Source organism: Streptomyces sp. TLI_105, assembly GCF_900105415.1.
In the GTDB taxonomy this organism is placed as follows: Bacteria; Actinomycetota; Actinomycetes; order Streptomycetales; family Streptomycetaceae; genus Streptomyces.
Genome location: NZ_FNSM01000001.1, coordinates 3,872,501 through 3,885,632 on the forward strand (window position 1 = coordinate 3,872,501; position 13,132 = coordinate 3,885,632).

General features: G+C 73.8%; 8 protein-coding genes. 3 read left to right on the forward strand and 5 right to left on the reverse strand.

The features are described 5' to 3' along the window. Window positions 1–400: 400 nt before the first annotated feature. Window positions 401–946, reverse strand: coding sequence for a MarR family winged helix-turn-helix transcriptional regulator (locus BLW86_RS17700; RefSeq protein ID WP_030694509.1), 546 nt, complete (start codon window positions 944–946; stop codon window positions 401–403). A gap of 153 nt (window positions 947–1,099) precedes the next feature. On the opposite strand from BLW86_RS17700, the gene BLW86_RS17705 reads away from it, so the two are divergent. Beyond that, window positions 1,100–2,371: an MFS transporter gene (locus tag BLW86_RS17705; protein ID WP_177181683.1), complete on the forward strand. Its 1,272-nt coding sequence runs from the start codon at window positions 1,100–1,102 to the stop codon at window positions 2,369–2,371. Here the strand turns inward: BLW86_RS17705 and BLW86_RS17710 are convergent. Both BLW86_RS17710 and BLW86_RS17715 read right to left on the reverse strand, forming a co-directional pair. Beyond that, on the reverse strand, window positions 2,368–4,014 hold the full coding sequence (locus BLW86_RS17710) for an ATP-binding SpoIIE family protein phosphatase (protein ID WP_093874940.1): 1,647 nt from the start codon (window positions 4,012–4,014) through the stop codon (window positions 2,368–2,370). The genes BLW86_RS17705 and BLW86_RS17710 overlap by 4 nt on opposite strands. Window positions 4,015–4,120: 106 nt before the next feature. Further along, entirely contained in the window at window positions 4,121–5,485 is a 1,365-nt protein-coding gene (locus tag BLW86_RS17715; RefSeq protein ID WP_093874941.1) for an NAD(P)/FAD-dependent oxidoreductase, read from the reverse strand. A 357-nt stretch (window positions 5,486–5,842) separates the two neighbouring features. Between BLW86_RS17715 and BLW86_RS17720 the strand changes: the two genes are divergently transcribed. Then, the gene (locus BLW86_RS17720; protein WP_093874942.1) at window positions 5,843–6,628 is read left to right on the forward strand and encodes a TetR/AcrR family transcriptional regulator; all 786 of its coding nucleotides are present in this window, start codon (window positions 5,843–5,845) and stop codon (window positions 6,626–6,628) included. 444 nt (window positions 6,629–7,072) lie between these two features. Continuing rightward, window positions 7,073–9,163 (forward strand): sigma-70 family RNA polymerase sigma factor, encoded by a 2,091-nt coding sequence (locus BLW86_RS17725; RefSeq protein ID WP_371129519.1) that lies wholly within the window; start codon window positions 7,073–7,075, stop codon window positions 9,161–9,163. Here the strand turns inward: BLW86_RS17725 and BLW86_RS17730 are convergent. Both BLW86_RS17730 and BLW86_RS17735 read right to left on the reverse strand, forming a co-directional pair. Then, window positions 9,150–12,410, reverse strand: coding sequence for an ATP-binding protein (locus BLW86_RS17730; protein WP_093874944.1), 3,261 nt, complete (start codon window positions 12,408–12,410; stop codon window positions 9,150–9,152). The two genes, BLW86_RS17725 and BLW86_RS17730, sit on opposite strands and share 14 nt — an antisense overlap. A gap of 58 nt (window positions 12,411–12,468) precedes the next feature. Continuing rightward, a complete protein-coding gene (locus tag BLW86_RS17735) occupies window positions 12,469–13,059 on the reverse strand; it encodes a Uma2 family endonuclease (RefSeq protein WP_256341682.1) in 591 nt (196 codons plus the stop codon). Between the last annotated feature and the right edge of the window lie 73 nt (window positions 13,060–13,132).

Consider the following 13,132-nt stretch of genomic DNA (forward strand, 5'->3'; position numbering starts at 1 on the left):
TTCCGACCCGATTTCCTCGGTGCTTTCCGGTCCCGTTCGCTTTCGCTCCGGGCCCTTCCGGCGATTCCGACTCTATCAGATCCTTTCGGCGCCTGATTCCCAGTCAGCGGGATTTATCTTTCCGGCCGTTGGGCCGTTCCGACGTCTCAAACTCTAGCGGGTTCTCCCTGCGACTCATAATCGAGTCTTTCGAAATGAATTTCGGCATGCCGAAATTCGTCCCGGTAGGGAGTTCGTGCTGAGTAGAGGTGCCGCATCAGCGGCGTGAGTGGTTGCCGAAGAACCGTTCCGGCTCCGTGACAACTCGGAGAACACTACGCATCCGGGAGGTGCGTGTCAACCCCCGGTCGTCCCCCGTTCGGCCCCGTCCGACAGGTCGTCCGGCGGAGGAGTCGGCAGGTCAGTCGAGGTCCGTCAGGCGGCCGCCGGCGTCGGGCTGGGTGAGCTCCACTCGGCGGAGGAGACGGATGAGGACGTCGCCGAGGACGCCCTTCTCCTCCGTCGTGAGGTCCTGGAGCAGGTCCTCCTCGAAGTCGGTGGCCATGCGCATGGCCTCCAGCCACTTCGAGCGGCCCTCGTCGGTGAGCTCGACGATCACGCGGACGCGGTTGTTCTCGTCGCGGTCGCGGGTGACCAGGCCCTCGCCGGCCATGCGGTCGATGCGGTGGGTCATCGCGGCCGGGGTGAGACCCAGACGCTTGGCGAGCTCGCCGGGGCCCAGGCGGTAGGGCTCTCCGGAGAGGACCAGCGTCTTGAGGACCTCCCACTCGGCGTTGCTGATGCCGAGGTCGGCGAGCTGGCGACCGTACGCCACGTTCATCCGGCGGTTCAGCCGGCCGAGGGCGGAGACGACCTTCTCCACCTGCGGGTCGAGGTCGCGGTACTCGCGCTGATACGCGGCGATCTGCTCGTCGAGGCTCGGCTCCTGGGGAGCGGTGTCGGACATGCGGGGAGTATCCCACGGCGTCGTTGGCGTTGAAGTCCTTCAGTGTGTACTGTTAAGCCGTTAACTTTAGTGTTGAAGTCTTCAGGGTTCAGTCCTACAGGTCTGAACCCGCGATCGAAGTGGGTGAGTGTGACCAAGGCGAGGGGCGCGGCGATGCGCCGGATTCAGGCAGGCAGCGCGCTGAGCGCGTTCGGACTCGGTTTCACCGTGCCGTACCTCTATGTGTACGTGGCGCAGGTGCGGGATCTGGGCGCGGCCACGGCGGGGATCGTGCTGGCCGTCTTCGCCATGGCCGCACTGGTGGTGCTGCCCTTCAGCGGGCGGGCCATCGACCGGCGGGGGCCCGTGCCGGTCCTGCTGGTGGCCTCGGTCATGGCGGCGGTGGGCGCGGTGGCGATGGGCTTCGCCTCCAGCGTGCCGGCGGCCGTGGGGGCCGCGGCGCTGCTCGGTGCCGGTACGGCCGTGCTCCAGCCGGCCCTCGCCACGATGATCGTCTGGTGCTCGGCGCCGACCGGGCGCACGCGGGCCTTCGCGATGCAGTTCTTCCTGCAGAACCTCGGGCTCGGCATCGGCGGTCTGATCGGCGGTCTGCTGGTCGACACGAGTCGGCCGGGCAGCTTCATCCTGCTGTTCTCGATCGAGGCGGCGATGTTCCTCGTGCTCGCCGCGGTCGTGGGGACCGTCCGGATGCCGGGCTCCCCCGCGCTCCGGGACACCCGTCCGTCCGAGGGCGGGAAGACCGGGGGTGTCCGCGTGCTGCTCGGGCACAAGGCGATGGTGCAGCTGTGCGTCCTCGGCTTCGTGCTGTTCTTCGCCTGCTACGGGCAGTTCGAGTCGGGTCTCGCCGCGTACGGCACGGAGGCCGCCGGCATCCAGCCGTCGACGCTCGGAATGGCCCTCGCCGCGAACACGGCGGTGATCGTGGTCGCCCAGTTCCTGGTGCTGCGGTTCGTCGAGCGCCGGAAGCGGACCCGGGTGATCGCGGCCGTGGGTCTGATCTGGGCCGTGGCCTGGATGGTCGCCGGGTACGCGGGCCTCGGGCACGGCAGCCAGGCCATGGCGACGGCGGCCTTCGTCTCCACGTACGCCCTCTTCGGGCTCGGTGAGGCGATGCTGTCGCCGACCGTGGCCCCGCTGGTGGCCGATCTGGCGCCGGAGTCGATGGTCGGGTCGTACAACTCGGCCTTCGCCCTGGTGAAGCAGCTGGCGCTGGCCGTCGGTCCGGCCGTGGGCGGGCCCATGGGGGCCGCGCTGCACGGGCCGTACATCGTGACCTTCGTGCTCTTCTCGCTCGGGATCACCTTCCTGGCCGTCCGGCTGGGCCGGCAGCTGACCCCCGAGCAGGACCAGCCGTCGCTCGCGGTCAAGCCGTCGAAGGTGGTCGCGCGGCACGAGCCGGTCCGCGAGAGCGAGACCGCCGCCTAGGGCCTGTCCGGCAGGGCGAACTCGCACCAGACCGCTTTGCCGCCGCCCGGCGTGCGGCGGCTTCCCCAGGACGAGGCGATCGTCGCGATGATCGAGATACCGCGACCCGCCTCGTCCTCCGTTTCCGCCCTGCGGCGGCGCGGCAGGTGGTCGTCGCCGTCCGTGACCTCGATGATCAGGCGCCGGTCGGTGCGCCGGAGCCGCAGGCGCATGGGCGGGGTGCCGTGCTGGAGGGAGTTCGCCACGAGCTCGCTGGTGGCGAGGACGCCCAGGTCGCGCAGCTCGACCGGGAACCGCCAGGACGACAGGACCCCGGAGGCGAAGGCACGCGCGCGGGGCGCGGCCTCCACTCCGCCGAGCAGTTCCAGGGCGGCGTTGTGGAAGAGCTCGGCATCCGAGCCCTTGCGGGAGGGGTGCTGGACGACGAGGACGGCGACGTCGTCGTCGTGCTCGGCGGTGACCCCGAGGGCGCGAAGGAGTCGGTCGCAGACGACCTGTGGAGTGCCGTCGGCGCCGGCCAGGGCGCGGGCCAGGGCGGCGACGCCCTCGTCGATGTCCTCGCGGCGGCGCTCGACGAGACCGTCCGTGTAGAGGACGGCGGTGGAGCCGGGCGGCAGGGCGATGGAGCCCGAGGCGTGCAGCCAGCCGCCGGTGCCCAGCGGTGGTCCGGTGGGGTCCTCGGCGCGGCGGACGGTGCCGTCCTCGTCCCGTACGAGGATCGGGAGGTGGCCCGCGGAGGCGTACACCAGCTTGCCCTCGCTGGGGTCGTGGATCGCGTACACACAGGTGGCGATCTGGCTGGCGTCGATCTCGGCGGCGAGGCCGTCGAGGAGCTGGAGGACCTCGTGCGGGGGCAGGTCCAGGCGCGCGTAGGCCCGGACCGCGGTGCGGAGCTGGCCCATGACGGCGGCGGCGCGCACGCCCCGGCCCATCACGTCGCCGATGACGAGCGCGGTGCGGCCCGCTCCGAGGGTGATCACGTCGTACCAGTCGCCGCCGACGGCCGCGTCCGCGACGCCGGGCTGGTAGGTGGCGGCGATCCGCAGGTCGTCGGGCTGCTCCAGTTCCTGCGGGAGCAGGGACCGCTGGAGGGTGACGGCGGTCTCGCGGTGTCTGCGCTCGCTGGCCCGGAGCCGCTCGGCGGCCTCGGCGTGGTCGGTGACGTCGGCGGCGTGGACGAGGACTCCGCCGCCGTCGAGGCGGGGGCTGTCGACGGGCAGGCAGGTGACCGTGTACGAGCCGCCGTCCCGGGTGCGGCGGGACTTGACCGTGCGGGGCTTGCCGCTGCGCAGCACCTGGTCCATGAGGGGCAGCAGACCGAGGTCCTCGGCCTCCGGGCAGGTGTCGGCGACGGTGGCGCCGGCGGGGCGGGGGCCGAAGGCGGCGGCGTACGCGTCGTTCACGTACGCGATGCGGTGCTCCGGGCCGTACACGAGCGCGACGAGCCCGGGGAGACGGCCGAGCAGCTCCCGCACGGAGAAGTCCTCCAGGGCGGGGACGTCGGCTGCCTCGGCAGCGCTGTCGGTGAGCTGCTCCAACTGCTGACCGTACTCACCGCGGGCGGCGGGCACGGAGCCTTCGGTCCCCCGCGCCGCGCGGCGCTGCGTGCCGGGGAGCCGGGCGCTCCAACGGGTGAAGTTCACGGATCTGTTTGCCTCGTGGTGTCGGTGCCGTGCAGAGTCACGCTGTGCAGGTGTGAGCCCACCTATGGTCACACGTCCAGTGTGGACGAGTGCACTGACAGTGATGTCAGGACTGCGGCTTGTCGCCGTCGCCGGGGGGTGGAGCCGCGGCGAGTTCGAATTCGGCCCTGGGGTGTTCCAGCGAGCCGAGGGAGACGATCTCCCGTTTGAACAGGCCGGACAGGGTCCATTCGGCGAGGACCCGGGCCTTGCGGTTGAAGGTCGGCACCCGGCTGAGGTGGTAGGCGCGGTGCATGAACCAGGCCGGATATCCCTTGAGCTTGCGTCCGTAGACGTGGGCGACCCCCTTGTGGAGGCCCAGGGAGGCGACGGAGCCCACGTACGCGTGCGCGTACTCCTTGAGCGGCTGCCCGCGCAGGGAGGCCGCGATGTTCTCGGCGAGCACCTTGGCCTGGCGGACGGCGTGCTGGGCGTTGGGCGCGCACTCCTTGCCGGGCTCCTTCGCCGTCACGTCGGGGACGGCGGCGGCGTCGCCGGCCGCCCAGGCGTGCGCGGCGCCGTCGACGGTGAGCTGCGCGGTGCAGCGGAGCCTTCCGCGTTCGTTCAGCGGCAGGTCGGTGGCGGCGAGGACGGGTGCGGGCTTCACGCCGGCGGTCCAGACGACCGTGCGGGTGGGCAGGCGGGTGCCGTCGCTGAGGACGGCGACCCGGTCCTCGCAGGTCTCCAGGCGGGTGCGCAGACGGACGTCGATGTTCCGGCCGCGCAGCTCGCGGATGGCGTACCGGCCCATCTCCTCGCCGACCTCGGGGAGGATCCGGTCGGAGGCCTCGACGAGGACCCAGCGCAGGTCCTCGGGCTTGAGGTTGTGGTAGTAGCGCGCGGTGTAGCGGGCCATGTCCTCCAGCTCGGCGAGGGCCTCCACGCCCGCGTAGCCGCCGCCGACGAAGACGAAGGTGAGGGCGGCGTCGCGGATGGCGGGATCGCGGGTGGAGGAGGCGATGTCCATCTGCTCGATGACGTGGTTGCGCAGGCCGATGGCCTCCTCGACGGTCTTGAATCCGATGCCGTGGTCGGCGAGGCCGGGGACCGGGAGGGTGCGGGAGACGGAGCCGGGCGCGATGACCAGCTCGTCGTACGTCATGTCGAGGGTGCCGGCGCCCTCCTCCTCGGTGGCGAGGGTGGAGAGGGTCGCGGTGCGCTTGGCGTGGTCGACGGAGTGGACCTCGCCGATGACGATGCGGCAGCGGTCGAGGACCCGGCGGAGCGGCACGACGACGTGGCGCGGGGAGATGGAGCCGGCCGCGGCCTCCGGCAGGAACGGCTGGTACGTCATGTACGGCTCGGGGGTGACCACCACGATCTCGGCGGTGCCGGCTCTGAGCTCCGTCCTGAGCTGCCGCTGGAGGCGCAGCGCGGTGTACATGCCGACGTAGCCACCGCCGACCACGAGAATGCGCGCAGGTTCGGTCACTGTCCCATGACGCACCGCCGTCCGTGGTTTGTCCACAGGCTCGGCAAATTGTGTGACCGGAGGGGTACGGAGGCGTGGGGTGGCGCGCGGCGGACACGCGGGGGAAACCGCGCAGGTCACGGCGGGTGGGGCCGGTTCGGAGAGGGGTCGGAATCGGGAGTCTTCCGGGCCTTGCTCCGATCGGGGGGCGCACCGTACGGAACTCCCCCTTCTGAATTGACCCCGACTCAACTATGTTCGTACTTCGTCGGGGTGTCGGATCGGGGCGCGCGCGTGGACCGAAGCGCTCGCTCGCCGGAGGCCCCGTGTCAGGGCGGGGAGTCTCCGGGGGGAGACATCATGAGCGGGGGAACGCTTATGCAGATTCAGGATTCACGGTGGCAGTCGGGCACCGGTACGGCGGCCGTCGTCGACGGGCACGTCCCGGGGACGGCCGAGGCGCGTAACGGGGCGCCGGTGGCGGGCGGCAGGTCCGCGCCGCTGCGGGTGGACGCCCAGCGCAATCTGGAGCACGTGCTGCGGGCCGCCCGCGAGGTGTTCGGCGAGCTCGGTTACGGGGCTCCGATGGAGGACGTGGCGCGCCGCGCCCGGGTCGGCGTCGGCACCGTCTACCGCCGCTTCCCCAGCAAGGACGTGCTGGTGCGGCGGATAGCCGAGGAGGAGACCTCCCGGCTGACCGAGCAGGCGCGGGCCGCGCTGGGCCAGGAGGAGGAGCCGTGGTCGGCGCTCTCCCGGTTCCTGCGGACCTCGGTGGCCTCGGGTGCGGGGCGTCTCCTGCCGCCGCAGGTGCTGCGGGTGGGCGTGGACGACTCCGGGGCGCCGCTCGTCGCGGACGACGCGGACGAGGCGGCCCGGGTGCCGTACCAGCGGGGTGGCGTCGAGCAGGCCGACGCGCGCGTGGTCGCGCCGCGTCAGGTGCCGGCCGACGAGCGGGACGACGCGGGGGCCTCGGAGCTCCTCGAGGTCGTCGGGCGGCTGGTCGACCGGGCGCGTGAGGCGGGTGAGCTGCGGGCGGACGTGACCGTGGCGGACGTCCTCCTCGTCATCGCCACCGCCGCGCCGGCGCTGCCGGACGCGGTGCAGCAGGCGGCGGCCTCGACCCGGCTCCTCGACATCCTGCTCGAGGGTCTGCGCTCCCGGTAGGAGGCCCGCGGTCGTTTCGTACGGCCGTGCTTCTCGTGGTCCGGGCGGACCCATGAGCATGACACGAACGCGTGAGCGGTTACGCCCGGATACCCGAAGTCGCCCCGGACGAGTGGTAAGTGGACGCGGCGCTTCGGCGTGCCCGCGCCCTGTGGCAGGCTTGGCCGGTATTCGGGTCCGAGCGTGCGTACGGGGGCTTCCGCGATGAGCGGTGACAGTCGGGACGATCCGCTGGGCAGCGGCGGCGCGGAGACCGGAGGCCTTCCCTCCCGACAGGTGCCGAGCCAGGGCGGCCCGGGAGGTCTCTCCGGTGCGCCGTCGTCATCGGCCGGATCGTCGGGGGCGGCTGGGGCGGCGACCGGATCCGCCGCATCCGCGAGTTCCGCCGGATCGTCGGGTCCTCCGGGAGCGCCGACCAGACATGCCGATCCGCTCGACGCGAGCGTGCCGCAGCAGCGCGAGGGCAAGCCCTCGGGGCCGGGCACCGGGGCGGGTCCCGCAGCGGGGGCCGCCTCCGGGACGGCCGACGAGGCGGTCGGCGGGACAAGACCCGCCGGCAGCGGCGCCGGTGGTGACGGCGTCGAGGGCGGTGCCGTACCCGGCGGTGACGGCGGCGCCGGTGGCGTCCACGGTGACGGCCCCCACGGCGGTGACGCCGACAGGGGTGATGCCGACAAGGGTGGCCTCCAGGGCGGGCACGTCCACGGCGGTGACGTCGGCAGCGGTGACATCCACGGCCTCGACGGCGAACTCGACCCCGGCGAGGCCGACACCGTCCTTCCGCCGCCGCGCGAGTTGCCGCCCTCCGACGCCGAGCTCGTCCAGCTCATGCGGGACGGCGACGACTCCGCGTACGAGGAGCTGTTCCGCCGTCACTCCGAGGCCGTCCGCCGCTACGCCAGGACCTGTTGCCGGGACGCGCACACCGCCGACGACCTCACCGCCGAGGTCTTCGCCCGCACCCTCCAGGCGGTCCGCGGCGGGGCCGGGCCCGAACAGGCCGTGCGCGCCTACCTCATGACCACCGTCCGGCGGGTCGCCGCGAACTGGGCCAGGACCCAGAAGCGCGAGCACCTCGTCGAGGACTTCGCGGTGTTCGCCGCGGACGCCGCCCGCTCCTCCGAGGTCTCCGACCAGACCGTGTCTTTCGGAGCGGGGATGGACCTCGGCGCGGACGTCCGCGCCATGCACGAGGCCGAGCAGTCCCTCGCCATGCAGGCCTTCCGCTCGCTGCCCGAGCGCTGGCAGGCCGTGCTCTGGCACACCACCGTCGAGGAGGAGTCCCCGAGCGAGGTCGCCCCGCTCTTCGGACTGACCGCCAACGCCACGGCCGTGCTCGCCAGCCGGGCCCGCGAGGGCCTCAAGCAGGCCTACCTCCAGGCGCACGTCAGCCAGTCCCTGACCGCGGGCGGCGACTGCGCCCGCTACGCGGACCGGCTCGGCGCCTACGCGCGTGGCGGGCTGCGGATGCGGGCCGAGCGCGGCCTGCGCAAGCACCTGGACGAATGCGCGAAGTGCCGGCTCGCCGCCGGTGAGCTGGCCCATGTGAACGCCGGGATCCCCGCGCTCCTGCCGGTCGCCGTCATCGGTTGGTTCGCCGCCGGGTACTCGCTCAAGGCCGCCGGTGTCGTCGCCGGTGGCACCGCCGCCGCGGCCGGTGCGGGCGCGGCGGCCGCCGCCTCCGGGTCCTCCGGAGGCGCCGCTTCGGGCGGCGTGGCCGCCGAGGGGCTCGGCGCGCCCGTGAAGGCAGGCATCGCGGCGGCCATAGCGGTCGCCGCGGCCGCCGGGCTCGTCTGGGCGATGGCCGGGGACCCGCAGCCCGTGGCCGCGCCCCAGCCCGCCCAGCCGGTCGTCACCCCCGTCGTGCCGCCGAAGCCCGCGCCGCCGGCGAAGCCCTCCCCGAAGCCCGCGCCACCGGCCCCGCCCGTCACCTCCGAGCCGCCGGCGCCCGCCCCGCCGCCGCCTCCGAAGCCCAGCCCCAGGCCGACGCCCACGCCCACGCCGAAGCCGACGCCCACGCCGCCCCCGAAGCCCACGCCCAAGCCGGCGCCCACCCGCGAGAAGCCCAGCCCCAAGCCCGCGCCGAAGCCCGCGCCGACCGTCTACCAGGTCAGCGAGCTGCGGTACGGGACCTTCGGCGACGGCACCGAGCCCGAGGTGTCCCTCTCGGACAACAGCTGGATGTGGCAGCGCGACGGCCTGTCCATCGGCGGCACGCAGTACGCGCACGGGGTGAGCGTCCACGCGCCGTCCTCGCTGCTCATCGACCTCAACCGGCAGTGCACGAGTTACGACGCGATCGTCGGCGTCGACGACCTGAGCGCCCAGCTCGGCGTCGGCGGCGTCCGCTTCTCCGTCTACGGGGACGGGGCGCGGCTCTGGCGCTCCCGGGTCGTCCAGGCGGGCGACCCGCCGGTCCCGGTGCACGTCGACCTCTCCGGTCTCTCCACGATCCGGCTCGTGGTGGAGGAGCACACGCCGTTCGGCCGGGCCGCGGTCGCCGACTGGGCGGAGTCCCGGATCAGCTGCTCCTGACGCCCGTCCCGGCGGCCGGCCGGGCGGGTGCGAAGGGTTCGACGAGGTCGAGGACCTCGTCGAGGCCGAGGCCCGCGCCGGCCGCGCGGGCCGCCGCCAGGGCCGACGCGTCGAGCTCGACGAGCGCCCGGGCCGTCACGGACTCGACGTCCTTCAGCTCGGGGACCGAGCGGGGCGTGTCCCGGCGCCAGTGGTCGACGGCGGCCAGGACCCGTACGGCGAGATCGGCCTCGCCCGCCTCGGCCAGGGCGATGGCGAGTCCCTCTCCCAGGCCGGTGGTGACGAAGTCCGCGCACTGCGCGGCCCGGGCGGTGCGGAGCGCGGTGACGGCCGTGGCGACGGCGGCCACGCCCCTGCCCTCGTACGCCTCGACGCGGGCGGCGAGTCCGGTCAGCGCCGCCTCGAAGTGCGGGGGCGGGGTGCCGAGCGCGACCGCGCGGCCCGCCTCCTCCAGCTGGGCGCGGGCCTCCGTGATGTCACGGTGGTGGAGGGCGAAGGCGGCGCGGAGGAAGCAGACGTACGTCTGGGTGTCCCGTACGCGGTAGCGGTCGGCCTCCCGCGCGGCCTCGTCGAGGATCCGCTCGGCGTTCTCCAGGTCGCCGGTGCGGTAGGACAGTTCGGCCATGCGGGCGAGGAGGAAGGGGGCCTCGGCGTGGGCGCCGACCTCGCGGGCGAGACCGAGGGCCTCCTCGTACGCCTCGCCCGCCTCCTCGTGCCGGCCCCGCATCGTGTACGACTCGGCCGCCGCGCTCGCGATCTGGGCCCCCATCCAGCGGTCGCCGACGCGTCGGGCGATGGAGCGGAGTTCGGCCAGGGCCTCGTCGACGCCGGGCATGCCGCCGGGCATGTCGACGACCATGTGCGTGCGGAACATGAGGCTGACGCCGAGCTCCCAGTCGCCGCCGTGGCGGCGGCAGTTGTCGACGGCGGTGTCGAGGAGGGCGCGGACCGCGGCCGGTTCCTCGGTGAGGTACGCGGTGAAGGGCCAGAGCAGGCCGGGGAAGCGGGCCGCCTCGGGGCCGGGGTCCGCGCCGAACGCGTCGCGGACGCGCCGGACGAGCGCGAGGGTCTCCGGCTCCTGGAAGTCGCCCATCGTGTGGCTCTCGACCGCGAGGAAGAAGTGCAGCATGCGCAGGTGCATGCGGGGCCAGTGGCGGGGGTCGTCGGGGTCGGACGGGTCCTCGCCGAGGGCGATCGCGCGCTCGACCCAGGCCAGGCCCTCGGGGCGGTAGTTCCGCAGCCACCAGAACCAGCCCATGGCGAAGACGAGCCGGAGGGCGGCTGCCTCGTCGGGGTCGGCGAGGAGGGTGCGGTGGAGGGCGGCGCGGATGTTGTCGAGGTCGCGCTCGACGCGGTCGATCCAGGGGAGCTGCTCCGCCGAGCGGAGCCGGGGCTCGGCGGTCTCGGCGAGGGCGGTGAAGTGGGCGGTGTGGGTGGCTTCGGCGGCGGCGAGCAGCTCGGGGTCCTCGGCGGCGCGCTCGGTGGCGTACTCGTGGATGGTCTCCAGGAGCCGGTAGCGCATCTCGCCGTCCTCGGTGGGGGTGGCGACGACGAGGGACTTGTCGACCAGGGCGCCCAGGGAGTCGGCGGCGTGCGGGGAGAGGGCCTCGGCGGCGGCCAGGTCCCAGCCTCCGGCGAAGACCGACACCTGGCGGAGCAGGGTGCGCTCGGCCGGGTCGAGGAGGTCCCAGGACCAGTCGACGACGGCGCGGAGGGTCTGCTGGCGGGGCAGGACGGTCCGCGAGCCGGAGGTGAGGAGGAGGAAGCGGTCGTCGAGGCGGTCGGCTATCTGGCGCGGGGTGAGGAGGCGGAGGCGGGCGGCGGCCAGTTCGATGGCGAGGGGCAGGCCGTCGAGGCGGCGGCAGATCTCGTCGACGGCCTCGCCGCCGTCCCGGGCGAGGTCGAAGGAGGGGCGCACGGTGCGGGCCCGCTCGGCGAAGAGGCGGTGGGCGGGGTCGGGCGGGAGGGGCTCGACGGGGCGGACGGACTCGCCGGGGATGCCGAGGGGTTCCCGGCTGGTGGCGAGGATGCGCAGCTGCGGGCAGTGGGTGAGCAGGGTCTCGGCGAGGGCGGCGGCCGCGTCGATGACGTGCTCGCAGTTGTCGAGGACGAGGAGCAGCGGGCGGGGGGCCAGGTGCTCGACGAGGTGGGCGGTGGGGTCGTCCTGGAGCTGCGCCCCCTCGCGGGTGATCAGGTTGATCTCGCGGAGGCGGAGCGCGGAGAGGACGGCGCCGGGGACGGCGCCGGGGTCGTCGAGCGGGGCGAGTTCGGCGATCCAGGCGGCGGGGCCGACGGCCCGGAGCGCGGCCTCCTCGGCGAGCCGCGTCTTGCCGGAGCCGCCGGGTCCGGTGAGCGTGACGAGCCGGGAGCGGGTCAGGTCCGCGTGGAGGGCGTCGAGTTCGGGCTCGCGTCCGACGAAGGAGGTGAGCCGGGGCCGGATGTTGCCGGTTTCGGCGGCTCGCTCCGGGGCGGGGGGCTCCGGGTTCTCGGGGGTGGCCGCGGGCGGGGCCGGAGTCCGGTCCTGGGCCGGGGCTCCGGTGAGGAGTTCGTGGTGGAGGGCGGTGAGCTCGGGGCCCGGGTCGGCGCCGAGGGCGGCGGCGAGGGTGCGGCGGGCCGACTCGTACGCGGTGAGGGCGTCGGCATGGCGGCCCTCGGCCCGCAGGGCGCGGATGAGGTGGGCGCGGAAGGCCTCGTCGTACGGGTACGTGGTGGTGAGCTCGGTCAGCTCCGGTACGAGGCCGTCGGTGGCGCCCCGGCGCAGATCGGCCTCGACGCGCTGTCGGAGCGCCGCGAGCCGCTGCGCCTCGGGCCGGACGCCCGCCGGGTCGGGCAGGTCGGCGAGGGCGGGGCCGCGGAAGAGGCCGAGGGCCTCGCGGAGGAGGGCGGCGGCGGTGTCGGGGTCGTCGGCGTCGAGGCGGGCGGCGCCGTCCCTGACCCGGCGCTGGAAGACGTACAGGTCGATGTCGTCGGGACCGGCGACGAGCCGGTAGCCGGGGCCGGGGGTGGAGGCGACGGCCTCCCGGCCGAGGATCCGGCGGAGGCGGCCGACGAGGGCCTGGAGGGCGGCGGGGGCGTCCTGCGGCGGGTCGTCCCCGTACACGTCGTCGGCGAGCTCGCCGACGGAGACGGCCCGTCCGCCGCGCAGCGCGAGCGCGGCGAGCAGCGCGCGCAGCCGGGCACCGCCGAGGGGCAGCGGGGTGCCGTCGGGCCGGAGGGCCTCGGTGGTGCCGAGGATGAGATACCGCACCGACCCATTGTGTCGGGCGCGCATGACGTGCGCCTCGGGGTTTACCCCGGTGGGTCTCCTAGAAGGCGCCGGTGTCCAGGTCGAAGCCGAGAGGGTGGGGAAGCGGGACGACCGTCCCCAGTTTGTGGATGTGCTTGTGGGCGAAGTCGTCCCCGACGGGCTCGGAGCAGACCACGGCCTCGCCCGCCTCGCGGTCGATGAGCAGATAGAGGGGGATGCCGGCGCGGGCGTAGGCCCGGATCTTCTGGACGCGGTCGCGGCGCGCGGTGGAGGAGGACGTCACCTCGGCGACGAGGAGGACGGGGTCGGGGGCGTGCCATTCCTGCTGGTCGTCGAAGCTGCCCTTCGGGGCGATGACGAGGTCGGGGATGACCCTGACCCCGTCGGTCGTACCGGGCAGGCTGAGACCGATACCCGTGTAGCGCCCGACCCCCTTGTCGTGGTCTCGGACCTGACCGTTCAGCTCCGAGACGATCTCCTCGTGCTCGCCGTTGGCCGGAGGTACCACGCAGATCTCCCCTTCGATCAGCTCCACGCGCCACCCCTTGGGAGCCAGCGCACTGAACAGCTCGAAGGCCTCCTGGACACTCGCACCCTCACGCTCGGGCATGCCCTCGGAGAACACGTCTTCCGGAACCGGCAGGGGCATCGCCATGCTGGACCTCCTTCGCTCGGTGCGACGCCCTCAGCTTAGGGCGGGCAGCGCGGCGCGGTCCGGAACG

Bases quoted from the DNA above. Each gene is read 5' to 3' on its own strand.
- BLW86_RS17720 (WP_093874942.1), top strand. From the start codon at position 5,843: ATGCAGATTCAGGATTCACGGTGGCAGTCGGGCACCGGTACGGCGGCC.
- BLW86_RS17705 (WP_177181683.1), top strand. From the start codon at position 1,100: ATGCGCCGGATTCAGGCAGGCAGCGCGCTGAGCGCGTTCGGACTCGGT.
- BLW86_RS17700 (WP_030694509.1), bottom strand. From the start codon at position 946: ATGTCCGACACCGCTCCCCAGGAGCCGAGCCTCGACGAGCAGATCGCC.
- BLW86_RS17735 (WP_256341682.1), bottom strand. From the start codon at position 13,059: ATGCCCCTGCCGGTTCCGGAAGACGTGTTCTCCGAGGGCATGCCCGAG.